General features: G+C 44.8%; 16 protein-coding genes. 10 read left to right on the top strand and 6 right to left on the bottom strand.

Annotated features, from left to right (window positions below):
* The first annotated feature begins 61 nt into the window (after nucleotides 1–61).
* The 3 genes from PCY07_RS06170 (at nucleotide 62) to PCY07_RS06160 (ending at nucleotide 3,299) form a co-directional block, all read left to right on the top strand.
* A complete protein-coding gene (locus tag PCY07_RS06170) occupies nucleotides 62–964 on the top strand; it encodes a cation diffusion facilitator family transporter (protein ID WP_041826443.1) in 903 nt (300 codons plus the stop codon).
* A gap of 113 nt (nucleotides 965–1,077) precedes the next feature.
* Entirely contained in the window at nucleotides 1,078–2,172 is a 1,095-nt protein-coding gene (hemH, locus tag PCY07_RS06165; RefSeq protein ID WP_301356330.1) for a ferrochelatase, read from the top strand.
* Nucleotides 2,173–2,261: 89 nt separating this feature from the next.
* On the top strand, nucleotides 2,262–3,299 hold the full coding sequence (locus PCY07_RS06160; protein WP_301356332.1) for an alcohol dehydrogenase catalytic domain-containing protein: 1,038 nt from the start codon (nucleotides 2,262–2,264) through the stop codon (nucleotides 3,297–3,299).
* A 41-nt stretch (nucleotides 3,300–3,340) separates the two neighbouring features.
* Here PCY07_RS06160 and PCY07_RS06155 read toward each other — a convergent pair whose 3' ends face one another.
* The 6 genes from PCY07_RS06155 to PCY07_RS06130 all read right to left on the bottom strand — a co-directional run bounded on the left by PCY07_RS06155 (nucleotide 3,341) and on the right by PCY07_RS06130 (nucleotide 6,519).
* A complete protein-coding gene (locus PCY07_RS06155; RefSeq protein ID WP_225901456.1) occupies nucleotides 3,341–3,511 on the bottom strand; it encodes a hypothetical protein in 171 nt (56 codons plus the stop codon).
* Nucleotides 3,512–4,033, bottom strand: a complete 522-nt coding sequence (locus tag PCY07_RS06150; RefSeq protein ID WP_301356333.1) for a hypothetical protein — start codon at nucleotides 4,031–4,033, stop codon at nucleotides 3,512–3,514.
* A gap of 117 nt (nucleotides 4,034–4,150) precedes the next feature.
* Nucleotides 4,151–4,348, bottom strand: coding sequence for a hypothetical protein (locus PCY07_RS06145; RefSeq protein ID WP_080983012.1), 198 nt, complete (start codon nucleotides 4,346–4,348; stop codon nucleotides 4,151–4,153).
* A gap of 193 nt (nucleotides 4,349–4,541) precedes the next feature.
* Nucleotides 4,542–4,847: a TetR/AcrR family transcriptional regulator gene (locus tag PCY07_RS06140; RefSeq protein WP_049517917.1), complete on the bottom strand. Its 306-nt coding sequence runs from the start codon at nucleotides 4,845–4,847 to the stop codon at nucleotides 4,542–4,544.
* A gap of 106 nt (nucleotides 4,848–4,953) precedes the next feature.
* Nucleotides 4,954–5,763: a Cof-type HAD-IIB family hydrolase gene (locus PCY07_RS06135; protein WP_301356338.1), complete on the bottom strand. Its 810-nt coding sequence runs from the start codon at nucleotides 5,761–5,763 to the stop codon at nucleotides 4,954–4,956.
* Nucleotides 5,764–5,775: 12 nt separating this feature from the next.
* The gene (locus PCY07_RS06130; protein ID WP_301356340.1) at nucleotides 5,776–6,519 is read right to left on the bottom strand and encodes a DeoR/GlpR family DNA-binding transcription regulator; all 744 of its coding nucleotides are present in this window, start codon (nucleotides 6,517–6,519) and stop codon (nucleotides 5,776–5,778) included.
* Between the two features lie 177 nt (nucleotides 6,520–6,696).
* Between PCY07_RS06130 and PCY07_RS06125 the strand changes: the two genes are divergently transcribed.
* From PCY07_RS06125 to PCY07_RS06095, 7 genes are all read left to right on the top strand, one after another.
* Entirely contained in the window at nucleotides 6,697–7,266 is a 570-nt protein-coding gene (locus PCY07_RS06125; RefSeq protein WP_301356342.1) for a sugar O-acetyltransferase, read from the top strand.
* Nucleotides 7,263–8,027: a nucleoside phosphorylase gene (locus PCY07_RS06120; protein ID WP_061604493.1), complete on the top strand. Its 765-nt coding sequence runs from the start codon at nucleotides 7,263–7,265 to the stop codon at nucleotides 8,025–8,027. Before PCY07_RS06125 ends, PCY07_RS06120 begins: the two co-directional genes overlap by 4 nt.
* Before the next feature lie 31 nt (nucleotides 8,028–8,058).
* Nucleotides 8,059–9,441 (top strand): TrkH family potassium uptake protein, encoded by a 1,383-nt coding sequence (locus tag PCY07_RS06115; RefSeq protein WP_061604492.1) that lies wholly within the window; start codon nucleotides 8,059–8,061, stop codon nucleotides 9,439–9,441.
* A gap of 9 nt (nucleotides 9,442–9,450) precedes the next feature.
* Nucleotides 9,451–10,116, top strand: a complete 666-nt coding sequence (locus tag PCY07_RS06110; RefSeq protein WP_301355904.1) for a TrkA family potassium uptake protein — start codon at nucleotides 9,451–9,453, stop codon at nucleotides 10,114–10,116.
* Nucleotides 10,117–10,531: 415 nt separating this feature from the next.
* Nucleotides 10,532–11,290, top strand: coding sequence for a CPBP family intramembrane glutamic endopeptidase (locus PCY07_RS06105; protein ID WP_301355906.1), 759 nt, complete (start codon nucleotides 10,532–10,534; stop codon nucleotides 11,288–11,290).
* Between the two features lie 120 nt (nucleotides 11,291–11,410).
* The gene (locus tag PCY07_RS06100; protein WP_301355907.1) at nucleotides 11,411–13,642 is read left to right on the top strand and encodes a TIM-barrel domain-containing protein; all 2,232 of its coding nucleotides are present in this window, start codon (nucleotides 11,411–11,413) and stop codon (nucleotides 13,640–13,642) included.
* 68 nt (nucleotides 13,643–13,710) lie between these two features.
* The gene (locus PCY07_RS06095) at nucleotides 13,711–15,318 is read left to right on the top strand and encodes an alpha-glucosidase (RefSeq protein WP_301355909.1); all 1,608 of its coding nucleotides are present in this window, start codon (nucleotides 13,711–13,713) and stop codon (nucleotides 15,316–15,318) included.
* The last annotated feature ends 122 nt before the right edge of the window (nucleotides 15,319–15,440 follow it).

Genomic DNA, 15,440 nt, shown 5'->3' with positions numbered 1-15,440 from the left:
TAGAGATAATACTAGTGAAAGGGATCATTCTACTACTATTATACCAAAGGAAGGTGGAAAAATGAGTACAAAACATGCGGTCTGGATAGCTTTTTTCTTGAATTTGAGTTATGCCATTGTTGAGTTTATTGCAGGAGGGATTTTTGGGTCCAGTGCAGTTCTTGCTGATTCCGTCCATGATTTGGGAGATGCGATTGCTATTGGGATCTCCGCCTTTTTGGAGAGTATTTCCAATCGTGAAGAAGACAGCCACTATACCTTGGGCTACAAGCGCTTTAGCCTTTTAGGGGCCATGGTAACAGCTGTGATTCTCATGACAGGGTCCGTTCTGGTTATTTTGGAAAATATAACGAAACTCTTTCACCCACAACCTGTCAATGATGAGGGCATCCTCTGGCTTGGAATCATAGCTGTCAGCATCAATGTGCTAGCGAGTCTTGTCATTCGCAAAGGGCAAACCAAGAACGAATCCATTCTCAGCCTGCATTTTCTTGAAGATACCTTAGGTTGGGTGGCTGTCATCTTAATGGCCATTGTTCTCCGATTTACCGACTGGTACATCCTAGATCCACTCTTATCTCTTGCTATTTCCATCTTTATTCTGTCCAAAGCCATTCCACGTTTTTGGAGCACGCTCAGGATTTTCCTGGATGCCGTGCCAGAAGGAGTGGATATCCAGCAAGTCAAGAGTGATTTGGAGCAGTTGGAGCATGTGGCTAGTATCAATCAGCTTAATCTCTGGACCATGGATGGTTTGGAAAAGAACGCCATTGTCCATGTTTGTCTAGAGCATGTCAACCACATGGAGGTCTGTAAAGAGTCTATTCGTACCTTGCTCAAAGATTGTGGCTTTCAAAATGTTACTATTGAGGTCGATGAAGACCTGGCAACCCACCGAGCCCATAAGCGCAATATCGAAGAGTTGGAAGTGAATCAAAGTCATGGACATATTCATCACCATTAAGAATAGTTATTTAAACTCTTAGAGTCTATCTTTAAGAGTTATTTTGATACTAAGTTCCCTAAAGAAATCCTTTTCATGGTAAAATAGTGGAAAGGATATAGTAAGGAGTAATTATGAGTAAGAGAGCTGTGTTAATGATGACCTTTGGGTCACCAGAAGAGATTACCTATGAAGGAGTAGCGGAATTTTTCACAAATATACGCCGTGGGGTTCGTCCTGAACCACATGAAATTCAGACTTTATATGACAATTACGTCCGAATCGGTGGAACCCCACTCCAAAGGATAACTAGAGAAGAAGTGGACATGGTTGCTGCTGCTCTTGGAAATCAAGCGTCGGTTTACTTTGCTAATAAATTTTCCCGCCCTTTTATCACTGATGTAATCAAAGAGATGGAGAATGACGGAATTGAAGAATGTTTGTGCTTGATTTTAGAGCCTCATTATTCTTACTATTCTGTCATGGGTTATGAAAAATTTTTAGAAAGTGGTCAGATAAAGTTCCAAATTATCAAGGATTGGTACCGTGAACATGACCTACTCCACTATTGGGCTGATGAAATCCAAAAGATTTTAGATCAGATTGGAGACGACAGTTATAAGGTGATTTTTTCAGCCCACAGTGTTCCAGTTTTGGCACTAGATTTTGGTGACCCTTATATCGACCAGATTTATGACAATAGTCGCATGATTGCAGAGATTTTAGGGCTTGAAGAGGATCAGTACACCAATACTTGGCAGAGTGAGAGTGATATAGGTATTCCTTGGATTAAACCAGATGTCTTAGAATATCTGCGAGATGAAGGTGAACACCCGAACCACTATATTTTTGTTCCGATTGCCTTTATTAGTGAGCATATTGAAGTTCTTTTTGATAATGATGTGGAGTGTAAGGAGCTATGCCAGGAGCTCGGAGTGGCTTATCACCGACCTCCTATGCCAAATAGCGATTCACGACTGATTAAAGCCCTTCTGTCAACCATTCAGTCTCATATAGATGGTGACTATAGTGACTATCAACCTCAGCTAGAGACTTTTGATGAGTTGGAAGCTCCTTCAAGTACAGGTCAGATTTTGGAAGCAGAAAAAGATATTCAGATGCCTGATTTCGTCAAAAAATTGATTGCTAAAAAAGGCCGCGAAAATGTCAAAATGCCCTATCTGATTAAGAAAATGCTAGAAAAGAAGTATGGGAAAAAATATGATTAAATGATGGAGTTTTAAATCAGGAAGTGGGCTAGAGCTAGATAAAAAGTGTATACTATAGGTAAGTATGCAATAGAAAGTAGGTTGTTCCTATGAAGAAAACAGTCTATACAAAAGCTGGGCAAGTGGGCCTTGTAGAAGTGGAGCGTCCACACATCGAAGCACCAGATGATGTCATTCTCCGTATCGTTCGCACCTGTGTCTGTGGATCCGATCTATGGAGTTACCGCAATCCTGATATTGAAGCAGGTCATCAAAATAGTGGTCACGAAGCTATTGGGATCGTTGAAGAAATCGGTGAGGCCATTACAACGGTCAAACCAGGAGACTTTGTCATCGCGCCTTTCACCCATGGTTGTGGAGAGTGTGACGCCTGTCGTGCTGGCTATGATGGGACTTGTGACCGCCATATTGGCACCAACTGGTCTGACGGGGTCCAAGCAGAGTACATCCGTTTCCACTTTGCTAATTGGGCCCTTGTCAAGATTCCAGGTCAACCATCTGATTATACAGAAGCCATGCTTAAATCCCTCTTGACGTTAGCAGACGTCATGCCAACCGGTTACCATGCAGCGCGTGTGGCTAATGTGCAAAAAGGTGACAAGGTTGTCGTTATCGGGGATGGTGCTGTGGGTCAATGTGCGGTTATCGCAGCCAAAATGCGGGGCGCCTCACAAATCGTCCTCATGAGTCGCCACGAAGACCGTCAACAAATGGCCTTGGAGTCAGGTGCGACAGCTGTTGTGGCTGAGCGTGGTGAAGAAGGGATTGCCAAGGTCCGTGAAATCCTCGGAGGTGGAGCAGATGCTGCTCTTGAATGTGTGGGTACTGAAGCAGCCGTCGACCAAGCTCTCGGTGTTCTTCACAATGGAGGGCGCATGGGATTTGTCGGCGTGCCTCATTACAATAACCGTGCTTTAGGTTCGACCTTTGCCCAAAACATTTCCGTGGCAGGTGGAGCAGCCTCAGTTACTACTTATGACAAACAAGTTTTGTTAAAAGCGGTCCTTGATGGTGATATCAATCCGGGTCGTGTCTTCACCCATAGTTATAGCTTGGATGAGATTGATCAAGCCTATAAAGACATGGATGAACGTAAGACTATTAAAGCTATGATTGTGATGGACTAACGAAAAAATTCTAGTAGAAGCTGTCTACTAGAATTTTTCTTTTAGTATAATTCCCAATCCGGAGTTGAGAATTTCTTGGTTTGGTTCATATAAAAATACGTAAAATGAACTTCCATAGCCAAGATCATCACGCTTGTGATGGTGATGACAATGGTAGGATTGGCTGAGAAAAGAAGGGAAAGAATCAGTCCAATAAGAAAGATTCCTATCATCTAATCAAATTTTTTAAATTTCAAGATGGTATTAAGGATTTTCCCTTTGAAGGATTTATTTTGATAGGCAATGGTTAGGGAATTGAAAAACTCTACTGCGAGATGTTCTTGGTGTCCGAGGACCATTTCGTGTGGTGCTGAATCTGGGAAGAAGACACCGAGTTTGATGCGAAGACCGCCTTTTTTCATTTTGAATTGGTGCATCCCGTACATCATCATGTCCAGATTTTGGTCTGACATCAGCACCCCATCTCCGACCATCGCCAACTTCGTATCTGGATCAACGGCAACGGGCTTTTCAGCATCTGGATGGATGATGAGCTTTTGATAGGTGGGCTCACCGTATTGCCCCACCATTTCCATGACTTCTTGCCCGCCCTGTACACCTGCAAATACAAAGTGTTCAGGATGGATTTTAAATGGAAGAGCTGGATCGACCATCTTGTTTAGTTCTTGATTGAAAGCCAGGAAATCCCCAAGAGTCAGACCGTCGACATCGACGTCAACGTATGCCGACTGCAAGTTGTGTCCTTTCACGGTTTTTGAAGCAATCTCGTGCCACATGTTGTCAGATTCGGCTAACTTGTTTGCATAGAGTTCCAGTATTTTCTCAGACCCCAAGGCGAGTTTTGTTTCGATTTAAGCAGCCTTTACTTCCTTAAAAGGCAAGCTGAAGAGGGTGTCTGCATCAATGGATTTTCCCTTGTAAGTGAAATTGGCACCTACCTCATCCATTTCTCGAATCACATGGTGGGTACGTTCCAATTCTTTGGCTTGAATCCACTCGGGTGTTAGTTCTTTTCCGTTCATGTGCATTTTAATAGATAGATTTTTCATACTGAATACCTCGTTTGTTTTAAGATGGTTCTATCATATCTCGATCGTTGCATCTTCTCAATATGCAAAAATAGACCAAGGGTCCATTATCGAACCTTTGGTCTATTATTATCTAGTATCTTTTGAAAAAGAGTGCTGGAGATAGGTAGAGAATTGATCGAGTTCTGTCACAAGCTCCGTTAAGCTGAGTGGATCATGGCCTTGGCGGACGTAGGTGATATAGGTCATGGCTACAGAACTGAAGAGAAGTATGGGCACTTTCAAAACGCTGGGTGAGCAGAGACTCAAAGACCTCCAGCTCACGGTCCAATAATTGCTCTGCCAGGTCGTACTTGTCCAAATAATGAGCGTAAAAAGTTCCCTTGCTGATCAGATATTCTTTGATAATGAGGCTGGTAGTCAGCTTTTCAAAAGGCATTTCTTCCAGTAATTTTAAAAAAGTCGTTTCAATGCGTTGCTTGGTCTTGATGACACGGGCGTCAGTTTTCTTATCTTTCATAGGACTAGTACACCATAGCTTGGGCAGTTGTTCTTAAGCTGGATTTATAAAAGTTATTAGATTTGTATAAAAGAACAGTCTGTCTACGTCCTTTTTAAACGGATGACTAAATCAGGACATAGGTTTCAACCGCTTGCCCAGCCCCGTTTTCATTATTGGTCTTTGTCACGACTGCTGCTCCGTCTTTCACCTCTTGAGGAGCGTTGCCCATAGCGACACCGATGCCTGCTTTTTTGAGCATAGGAAGGTCATTGAAGTTGTCCCCCATGGTGAGGACCTCTTCTAAGCTCAAGTGGTAGTGATTAGCGAGCTCAACCAGAGCATCCTCTTTAGAGACGTGCTTAGCCGTGACTTCTAGGTAGTTGGCTTTGGAGAGATAAAAGGCGGTAGAAGGGAAGTCGTCGGCAGAAATAGTGCGATAGAGAGCTTGGATCTCTTCTGGCTCTCCAATTAAGAGCAATTTGTGGAGGGGCTTTGTCGCATCCAGCAAAGGATCCAATAGGGGAAGAATGAGAGGTTTTTCTCCTGTAATCCGGGCTTCCTCTTGACTCCATTGGTCAAGGCGGTCGGTCATCCAGTCTTTTCCACTATAGAGGTTGATCGAAACCTGAGGAAAGTGTTGGTTGGCCCAGTCGATAAAGTTCCGGGCCTCCGTCTTGTCCAAAGGATGCTCGAAAAGAACCTGCTCTCCCTTTTGGATCAAGGCACCATTGTAGCAAGCCATGGGGGAGTCTTCTATGCCGAGTTCTTTGGCAATGGGAGCCATCCCTTTTGGAGAACGAGCTGAAGCCAGTACGAAAGGAATGGTTTCGCGTTTTAAATCTGGGATCAATGCTGCCAACTGTGGATCGATCTGATGGTGATCATTTAAGATGGTGCCATCGATGTCGCTGATGATGAGACGAATGTGAGACATAATGGGGACCTCCTAATAGAGAATAGTGGTTTCACTGCTGATTTGTTTAAGGATTTCAGGGCTTGGTTTTTGATCGGTAATCCAATAGTCAAATTGCTTGAGACGAGCGAGATAGTAGTTAGCATGTTGGTGGAACTTGGCACATTCTGCTATCAACACCTTGGTACGAGTCCGTTCAAAAACGAGAGACTTGACTGCAACGTCTTCAGCATCCTCAAAGGTGACTTCGCCATTGGCTAAGCTACTCGCTCCAAAAAAAGCAAGATCAAAGCGAAGATTGTCCAGTATGTGTGCTTGATTCGCGTCATAGTAGAAGCGGTTTTTAGGGTAGAATTTCCCGCCCAAGAGATGGAAATCAACCTGGGAATGACTACTGAGCTGGATGGCATTGTCAAGGGAATGCGAATAGACCGTAACTTCCTTATTCAGCATGCCAGCAAGCAGGGTCATCGAGGTGGAAACATCGAGAAAGATCACTTGTCCATCTTGGATCAATTGCAGGGCCTTTTGAGCCATGGTAGTCTTTTCCTTGTTAGCCTTTTGACTACGGTCTAGATAAGAAGGGCCAGGTTCTTTGTTTAAGGGGAGAAGCCCACCATGGGTCCTACGGACTAGCTGGCGTTGGCTCAGAAGGGCAAAGTCTCTGCGGATAGTATCTTTTGAGACCTTGAAATAATCGACCATTTCTTTAGCGGATAGCTGTTTTCGCTCTTCTAAAAGTTCTAGGATTTTTTCGAGCCGTTGTTCCTGGTACATGAATTCGCTCCTTATTGCTGTTCTTGCCTTTATTGTACATCGTTTTGCAAGCGGATGCAAGTTTTATTAAGTATATTTAAGTGTTTGTGATCTTTTTCTTATAAAACCTTATTTCTGACGTTTGTTTTAAAGGGGGAATTCTGCTATAATATGTCAAAATAACGTGGAGGTTTCCTTATGGCCAGTGAATATGAAAAAATGATTGCAGGTGATTATTATAGACCTGCGGACCCTGAATTACGGGCTTTAGCCAAAGCTTCTCGGGAGAAGCAGGAAGCCTTTAACCAAGAAGTAGACCCTAAAAAAGGGGCGGTCATCATCAAAGAGTGGTTTGGCTCTACTGGTGAAAACCTCTATCTCAATCGTCAAGTTCTTGTGGATTATGGGGTCAACATCCATATAGGAGAAAATTTCTATGCCAATTATAATTTGACCATGTTGGATATTTGTCCCATTACGATCGGAAAGAATGCCATGATTGGTCCCAATTGCCAATTTTTGACCCCCTTACACCCGCTGGATCCAGATGAGCGCAACTCGGGTCTTGAGTACGGAGCTCCGATTACGATAGGGGACAATTTCTGGGCAGGAGGAGGGGTCACCATCCTTCCTGGTGTGACGCTGGGTGACAATGTGGTTGCCGGCGCAGGAGCAGTGGTCACCAAGTCTTTTGGAGACAATGTGGTCCTTGCAGGAAATCCAGCCCGTGTCATTAAAGAAATACCCGTCAAAAAGGAGAAGGAATGATCCATCGACATGAAATACCCATTTTAGAGTTTGATGACAATCCACAGGCAGTCATTATGCCGACCCACGAGGGGTTAGACCTGCACCTACCTGAAAAATGTGTTTATGCTTTCTTGGAAGATGAGATTGATCGCTTTGCGGAAGCTGTTGGAGCCAAACAAGTAGCTAGCTTTGTCTCAGCTACCAAGGTCTATCCGGTCTATGTTATGGAGTACAAAGGAGAGGAGATCTGCTTGGCCCAGGCGCCAGTTGGATCTGCAGCTGCTGCGCAATTCATGGATTGGTTGATTGGCTATGGAGTGAAGAAGATCATTTCCGCGGGTAGCTGTGGGGTCTTGGTGGACATAGAAGAAAATGCTTTTTTAATCCCGACCAAGGCCTTGCGAGATGAGGGAGCCAGTTACCATTATGTCGCGCCCTCCCGTTATATAGAGGTGGACAGCCGTGCCCTGACTGCTATTGAAACAGTTCTCAAACAAGCGTCCATTCCTTATCAAGAGGTCATGACCTGGTCGACCGACGGTTTTTATAGGGAAACGCCTGACAAGGTGGCCTATCGGATTGAAGAAGGGTGTAGTGTGGTGGAGATGGAGTGTGCTTCACTTGCTGCAGTGGCCCAACTTCGTGGGGCGATTTGGGGCTTGCTCCTCTTTACCGCAGATTCTCTTGCAGACCTGGAAAATTATGACCAGCGTGACTGGGGCTCTGAAGCATTCGAGAAGGCCTTAGAATTGTGCCTAGAGATGGTTCATCACTTATAAGTCTTTTCTCTTTTTATGATACAATGAAGCTATGTTAGTCAAATTATTTTTTAAACAATGGCGGGCCAAGCTGACTCGCTTGTCTCCAGCAAGGCGGATCTTTCTCAGCTTTGCCTTGGTTATCCTGATGGGCTCGCTTTTACTGAGTTTGCCCTTTGTCCAGCAAGTAAGCTCAACAGCAGGCTACATCGACCACCTTTTTACCGCGGTCTCCATGGTCTGTGTGACAGGACTCTTTACCCAGTCGGTGGCTTCGACCTATAATGGCTGGGGGCAATTGATTTGTATGCTCTTGATTCAGATTGGGGGCCTAGGGATTTTGACCTTTATTGGTCTCTTCTTTATGGAAAGTCGCCAAAAGCTCAGTTTCAAGGACCGGCAGACCATTCGGGATAGCTTTAGTTTTAGCAATAACCAAAGCTTGACCCGTTTTGTCCGCTCCATCTTTATTACCACCTTTACCATCGAAGGACTGGGGGCCTTGCTCCTCATGACTCGATTTATTCCTCGCTTTGGCTGGGGCCATGGGATCTTTAACTCCATCTTTGTCGCAGTTTCCGCCTTTTGTAATGCGGGCTTTGATAATTTTGGGGGCGATAGTATGATGAGTTTCCAGACCGATTGGTTGGTCAATCTGACCTTATCTGCTCTGATCATTACTGGGGGCTTGGGTTTCATGGTCTGGTTTGACCTAGCCACCAAGGCCCGCAACCAATCTGGACGCCGGACTCTTCGCTTTCATACCAAGGTGGTTCTCTGGTTGACGGCTGCTATCCTTCTTTTTGGGACAGTAACCAGTCTCTTGACAGAGTTTGATAATCCAGCAACCATTGGGTCCCTTCCATTGGGAGAGAAGATTTTGGTCAGCTTCTTTCAAACTGTCAGCATGCGGACAGCTGGCTTTGCCTCACTGGATTATACTGCAGTCCGACCAGTAACGCTCTTTGTCTATATCCTCCAGATGTTCCTAGGTGGGGCACCAGGTGGGACAGCAGGAGGGATGAAGATCACCACCTTCTTGGTCTTGATCCTCTTAGCTCGCAAGGAATTACTCGGGTTGCCACATACCAACCTAGGCAAACGAACCATCGCACCAGACTTGGTCCAACGTTCTTTTGGCACGGCAGTGATTTTCCAGTTGACCTTTATCCTGGGTCTCTTTGGCCTTTGTCTTGTGACGCCGGATGGTCAACGTTTTCTGTACCTGGTCTTCGAAGTGGTATCGGCTTTAGCGACAGTGGGTGTGACGGCCAATGTGACCTCAACCTTAAATGGAGCAGGGCTGGGGATTATCATGGTGCTCATGTTTATCGGTCGGATCGGCCCCTTGACCCTTATGGTCAGCTTGAACAATTACAAAGCCAAAAAGGCAGATGCCTTGCAATATGCCAAGGCAGACATCATTATCGGATAGGAGAGACTTATGGCAAATCGAACCATTGGAATTCTGGGATTAGGGATTTTTGGACAGAGTGTCTTAAAAACTCTACAGGACCAGGATGTGGATATCATTGCAATTGACGATCATGAAGATGTGATCAACCAGTATGAATCTATGATTACAACTGGAATTGTTGGAGACATTACGGAAATGGACCTCCTGGATGCGGCAGATATTGGGAACTGTGACACAGTTGTCATCGCAACAGGTGAAAATCTGGAATCAAGTGTGCTGGCTGTCATGCACTGTAAGGCGCTTGGAGTCGAGCACGTCATTGCCAAGGTCAAAAATGAAGTGACCAAGGAAGTTCTGGAAAAGATTGGGGCTGATCTGGTTATCCTGCCGGAGGTAGAAGCAGGCATGTCCCTCGCTAAAATGATTCTTTTCCAACACCGGATTGAAGTTTTCCAGTTGGATGAAGAAGTGGTGGTGGTCGAGTTTACGGTTCCAGCTAGCTGGGTAGGAAAAAGTATCCGAGACTTGGAAATCAGAGACCAATATCAACTCAATATCATCGGCTATCGAGATGGAGAAGACCAGCCCCTGCGGAGCCAGTTGGGACCAGATTTTGTATGGCCAGCTGAGGTACGCGTGATGGCAGTGACAGACAACCAATATTTGGATAGAATCCAAGATTTATTAGACTAATAGTGTAATGGAAACGGCCAAAAAGTTGTTTCAGAATGTTGATAACCTATTTTTTAAATAAAATAGGTTAAGTGATTCTGCAGAAAAATGATTTTTAATTTTTAAAATGAATCAACAATATACTGAAACTTTCCGCTGTGAGAAAAGTGTTTGAAACATGATTGTTTCAAACACTCGGGAGTTTTGAGACTATAAATTAAAAAGCGAAGAGGCTCAAAACTAAGTCATGGAACTTCAAAGAAGTTCGCTGACGTCCGTCCTCACCTAAGGAAAGTTTTTAAGATGACGTTGTCTTCAATATAAAATAAAACGGCCGAAAGGTCGTTTTTTTCTCTAGGTTAACTCTTCTTTAAGCAATGATTGCTAAAGTAAGAGAAACAAAAATACTTCCATTGTGGGAATAGAAGGATGAAAGATGACTTTTTTTAACAGAATACGACCCAAACAGCCCTTAAAAGAGCTCAAATGGTTTGATATCGGTATTGTGACGGCCATTCTTTTTGGGCAATTCATTGTCCGCTCGACCCAGCTGTTTTTAGCCAGTTTTCAGCCAGTCGCGCAGACTGCAGTAGCCACAAGCAGTAGCAATACTGCAAGTGAAGGAGCTGCTTATTCCAGCAATATGACCTTGCAGTTGATCTTGCTGGCTCTAGCCCTTCTTTACTTGCTGCTTCGTCGCTTTGATTTTAAACAATTGCCGATCCGCTTTAAGTGGTCCACCTTGATCTGGGTACCCCTGCTCTTTGCAGCGATGGGACTTTTTGGGGATGTAATCTCAACGGTTTCGGGTGAATACAATTACCTAAGTCCAAGTCTTTGGCCTTATATCGATCCCATGCAGATCCTCCATAAGTTCATGGCTTTGAGTCCCATGGCGATTGCTTATGGTTTGCTCAATGGATTTTATGAAGAATTTTTCTTTTTGGGTTTAATGACTTCGGTGAGTGAGAAGAACAAGTGGAAGGCGTTGGCCTTTTCAACCCTGATCCGCTTTTCTTTCCACACCTATCAGGGGCTTCTCTGGGCCCTTGTGATTGGCGTCATTTATGGACTCTTTTATTACTTCATGTACAAGAAGGTCGTCAAGAATCTCTTGCCATTTTTCCTCATGCATGCCTTGGCAGATATGTTTGGCTCGAGTCTCATGTATCTCTTGATCAATTGGGAAAGTTGATCTTATAAAATTTTAGGAAAGGCTCTGTCAAGTGTTGACAGGCCTTTTTTTGAGTGCTATAGTAAAAACGTAAACGCTTACATGGTGAGGCGAAGCAGATAAAAAGCGGAGGAACGACAAATGGCAGGATCAGTGATACAGGGAGAGAACTACCGAATCTCCGTATTAACGGAATCTTTGGTGCGCTTGGAATACTCAGAGGATGGTGTTTTTGAAGATGGTCAGACGCAAGTTGTGCAAAATCGTGATTTTGGACCTGTTGCCTGTGAGGTCGTAGAGACAGAAGAGGTCCTCGATCTGCATACGGAGCATCTCCACCTTCATTTTGAAAAGGGACCTTTTACACCGGATCGGCTTTTTATCGAGCTCAAGGGTCAGTATGCAGTCTATGGTAGCCGGTGGCACTATGGAGATCAGCCTGAGACCTTGAAAGGGACCAGTCGGACGCTTGACGAGGTCGATGGAGCTATGGAGTTGGAAGATGGGATCTTGAGCAAGGCCGGTTATGCTCTTTTGGACGATTCCAGTTCCTACTTGTATGATGTCGAAAGCGGATTTAGAGCACGGCCATGTCCAGAAGTGGATCTGTATTTCTTCGGTTATGGGCGCGATTATCTAGGGGCCTTGAAAGATTTTTACCATCTGACGGGACAACCACCCCTCTTGCCACGTTATGCTCTGGGAAACTGGTGGAGTCGGTATTGGCCTTATACCAGTCAGGAGTACACAGATTTGATGGATCGTTTCAAAGCAGAAGGGGTGCCTTTAGCTGTCAGTGTGATCGATATGGACTGGCACAAGACAGCAATTCCTGCTCGCTTTGGAAGTGGTTGGACGGGCTATAGTTGGAACCGGGACTTGATTCCTGATCCGGCTGCCTTCTTACATGGTCTTCATGAGCGTGGTTTAAAGGTGACCTTAAATGTCCATCCAGCAGATGGAATTCGCGCCTTCGAAGATGCTTACCCCATGGTCGCAAAACGCTTGGGATTAGATGCGGAAAAAGAAGAAGCGGCTAGCTTTGACTTTTACAGTCCAGCCTTTCGCGAAGCTTATTTCGAAGCTGTCCACCATCCCTTGGAAAATCAAGGAGTCGACTTTTGGTGGATTGATTGGCAACAGGGAAGTCATGGCAAGATGGATCCCCTTTGGTTGTTAAATCACTATCATTATCTAGACAATTGCCGAAAAGGCCAAGCTGATCTCATCTTATCGCGTTATGGGGGTCCTGGTAGCCACCGGTATCCGATCGGTTTTTCAGGGGATACCATTGTGACTTGGGAATCCCTAGACTTTCAACCCTATTTTACCAGCACAGCTTCAAATATCGGTTATACGTGGTGGAGTCACGATATTGGTGGCCATATGCGGGGTTACTATGATGAAGACTTGGCTCTTCGCTGGTTGCAATTTGGGGTCTTTAGCCCGATCAATCGTCTCCATAGTTCTTGTAATGCCTTTAACAGCAAGGAACCGTGGTTTTACTCGCCTGAGACCTGTCGCTGGATGAAGCAGTATTTGCGCCTGCGTCACAGCTTACTGCCTTATCTTTACACCATGAATGTGGCGACGCATGAAGAAGGACTGCCTTTGGTTCAGCCCCTCTATTACCATTACCCAAACGAAGAAGATGCTTATGAGGCTAAAAATCAATATTTCTTTGGTAGTGAACTCATGGTGTCCCCAATTACAGAGGCTCTGGATCCTGTCTATCATAGTGCTTCTGTGAGTGTTTGGTTCCCAGACGGAGTTTGGTATGATTTCTTCCATGATTGGAAGTATGAAGGAAGAGGCAAGCTCACGGTCTTTAGGACCAGCCAGGATATTCCAGTCTTTGCACGTGCAGGAGCCATCATCCCTATGGATGCACAACCGCAGACAGGGGTAGAGCTCCCAGAAATGCTGGACTGGCATCTTTTCCCAGGTGACAATCGTTCCTTCGTACTCGTTGAAGGAGAAGGAGATAACAGGGTTGAAACCCGCCTAACTATCAATTGGGATGAAAGAAAGATTAAGCTGGATTTAACAGGTGATCTAACGCTGCTTCCGGAAAAGAGACAGCACCGGTTCTTCCTCCATACCTTAGAGACAGCCCCTATCTTAGTGGACAATCACAGTCAGGAGATTGCGATGGGTGAGCTGCACTCGCGTCCTACCGCAAAAGAAGATCGGATGTTTGAGCTCTTGAAATCTGCCAACCTGGCCTACGATAGGAAGAATGAATTATTTGCGGCTTGTTCAACAGCCAAGGATTGGAAACAGTTGATGAAGACCATCACGCCTTTAGAGGAAGGTTTACGTCAACGTCTCTTTGAAGTGATTTATTCCAGTGAAGAGAATGAAGACTTGTAAATTCTTGCAATTTCACCCCTATTTTTGTATGATGAAAGTGATTTCACAATCATAAAGGAGAAGAAAAAATGGAACAAAAATGGTGGCATAATGCCGTAATTTACCAAGTTTATCCAAAGAGTTTCAAGGATAGTAATGGCGATGGCATCGGGGATCTCAAGGGGATCACGAGCAAGCTAGACTACTTGGAAAAATTAGGGATTACAGCGATCTGGCTCTCACCAGTCTACAAGAGTCCCATGGATGATAACGGCTATGACATCTCGGATTACGAGGATATTGCCTCCATCTTTGGTAGCATGGAAGATATGGAAGAATTGATCGCAGAAGGCCATAAACGCAAGATCAAAATCATTATGGACTTGGTGGTCAACCATACCTCTGATGAGCATGCTTGGTTTATCGAAGCACGTGAAAATCCAGACAGTCCAAAGCGGGATTTCTATATTTGGCGGGATGAGCCCAATGGTATTATCTCTGCTTTTAGTGGCTCTGCTTGGGAATTTGATGAAGGATCAGGCCAATACTACCTGCATAACTTCAGTAAGAAGCAACCAGACCTCAACTGGGAAAACGAGGAGCTTCGTCATCAGATCTATGACATGATGAATTTCTGGATTGACAAGGGAATTGGTGGCTTCCGTATGGATGTCATCGATATGATCGGTAAGATCCCAGATCAGGAAATCATCAGCAATGGTCCCATGCTCCATCCTTATTTGAAGGAAATGAATCAAGCTACCTTTGGCGATAAGGATCTGCTCACCGTGGGAGAAACTTGGGGAGCGACTCCAGAGATTGCTAAGCAATATTCCAATCCAAAAAATCAAGAATTGTCCATGGTCTTCCAATTTGAACACATTGGTCTTCAATACCAAACGGGTCAACCAAAATGGCACTACGCTAAAGAATTGGATGTGCCAAAATTGAAAGAAATTTTCACCAAGTGGCAGACGGAATTAGGAAAAGACGAAGGCTGGAATTCCCTCTTTTGGAACAACCACGATCTCCCACGGATTGTGTCAACTTGGGGGGATGATGGCGACTACCGTGTCAAATCTGCCAAGGCTTTGGCTATTCTGCTTCACTTGATGAAGGGAACTCCGTATATCTATCAAGGGGAAGAAATTGGGATGACCAATTATCCATTTAAGACCCTTGAGGATGTGGAAGATATCGAGTCAATCAACTATGCCCATGAAGCCTTGGAAAAAGGAGTACCACTCGAAGTGATCATGGATCAGATCCGCCATATTGGTCGGGACAATGCACGGACACCGATGCAGTGGAATGATGAAGCAGAAGCTGGCTTTACGACAGGTCAACCATGGCTTGCGGTCAACCCAAACTACAAAGAGATCAATGTTGAGGCTGCCTTAGCAGATCCAGACTCCATTTTCTATACCTACCAAGCTCTGGTGGCCTTGAGAAAAGAGCATCCTTGGCTTGTGACGGCTGATTATGAATTGGTGGACGCAGTAGACAAGGTTTTTGCTTACAAGCGGGTAGAAGGAGACCAAGCCTATTTGGTTGTTGTCAATCTTTCAAGCCAAGAGCAAGACTTACCGCTTGTCAATGGGGTTGAAGAGGTTCTCATTGCCAATACCAAGGTAGAACAAGTCCTCGAATCAGGCAAGTTGGCCCCTTGGGATGCTTTCTGTGTCAAGTTTGCCTAATGATGGTAAGAAAAAGAGAGTGGGACAGAAATCGGTAATTCGTTAGAATTCGATTTCGTTGTCCCACCTCCGCACAGTTGAGTAGGGCTGTAAAAGCTGATGAAATCAGCGTAGTAGAGCCC

This window comes from Streptococcus sp. SP1, from assembly GCF_030440005.1.
In the GTDB taxonomy this organism is placed as follows: Bacteria; Bacillota; Bacilli; order Lactobacillales; family Streptococcaceae; genus Streptococcus; species Streptococcus parasanguinis.
Note: the sequence above shows the minus strand (reverse complement) of the source record. Positions and strands in the feature narration are given on the sequence as shown.

What these genes read in the sequence shown, in the direction of transcription:
- PCY07_RS06140 (WP_049517917.1), bottom strand. Translation starts at nt 4,847, where the DNA reads ATGAAAGATAAGAAAACTGACGCCCGTGTCATCAAGACCAAGCAACGC.
- PCY07_RS06160 (WP_301356332.1), top strand. Translation starts at nt 2,262, where the DNA reads ATGAAGAAAACAGTCTATACAAAAGCTGGGCAAGTGGGCCTTGTAGAA.
- PCY07_RS06095 (WP_301355909.1), top strand. Translation starts at nt 13,711, where the DNA reads ATGGAACAAAAATGGTGGCATAATGCCGTAATTTACCAAGTTTATCCA.
- PCY07_RS06115 (WP_061604492.1), top strand. Translation starts at nt 8,059, where the DNA reads ATGTTAGTCAAATTATTTTTTAAACAATGGCGGGCCAAGCTGACTCGC.
- PCY07_RS06155 (WP_225901456.1), bottom strand. Translation starts at nt 3,511, where the DNA reads ATGATAGGAATCTTTCTTATTGGACTGATTCTTTCCCTTCTTTTCTCA.
- hemH (WP_301356330.1), top strand. Translation starts at nt 1,078, where the DNA reads ATGAGTAAGAGAGCTGTGTTAATGATGACCTTTGGGTCACCAGAAGAG.
- PCY07_RS06145 (WP_080983012.1), bottom strand. Translation starts at nt 4,348, where the DNA reads ATGAAAAATCTATCTATTAAAATGCACATGAACGGAAAAGAACTAACA.
- PCY07_RS06100 (WP_301355907.1), top strand. Translation starts at nt 11,411, where the DNA reads ATGGCAGGATCAGTGATACAGGGAGAGAACTACCGAATCTCCGTATTA.
- PCY07_RS06120 (WP_061604493.1), top strand. Translation starts at nt 7,263, where the DNA reads ATGATCCATCGACATGAAATACCCATTTTAGAGTTTGATGACAATCCA.
- PCY07_RS06130 (WP_301356340.1), bottom strand. Translation starts at nt 6,519, where the DNA reads ATGTACCAGGAACAACGGCTCGAAAAAATCCTAGAACTTTTAGAAGAG.
- PCY07_RS06125 (WP_301356342.1), top strand. Translation starts at nt 6,697, where the DNA reads ATGGCCAGTGAATATGAAAAAATGATTGCAGGTGATTATTATAGACCT.
- PCY07_RS06110 (WP_301355904.1), top strand. Translation starts at nt 9,451, where the DNA reads ATGGCAAATCGAACCATTGGAATTCTGGGATTAGGGATTTTTGGACAG.
- PCY07_RS06170 (WP_041826443.1), top strand. Translation starts at nt 62, where the DNA reads ATGAGTACAAAACATGCGGTCTGGATAGCTTTTTTCTTGAATTTGAGT.
- PCY07_RS06135 (WP_301356338.1), bottom strand. Translation starts at nt 5,763, where the DNA reads ATGTCTCACATTCGTCTCATCATCAGCGACATCGATGGCACCATCTTA.
- PCY07_RS06105 (WP_301355906.1), top strand. Translation starts at nt 10,532, where the DNA reads ATGACTTTTTTTAACAGAATACGACCCAAACAGCCCTTAAAAGAGCTC.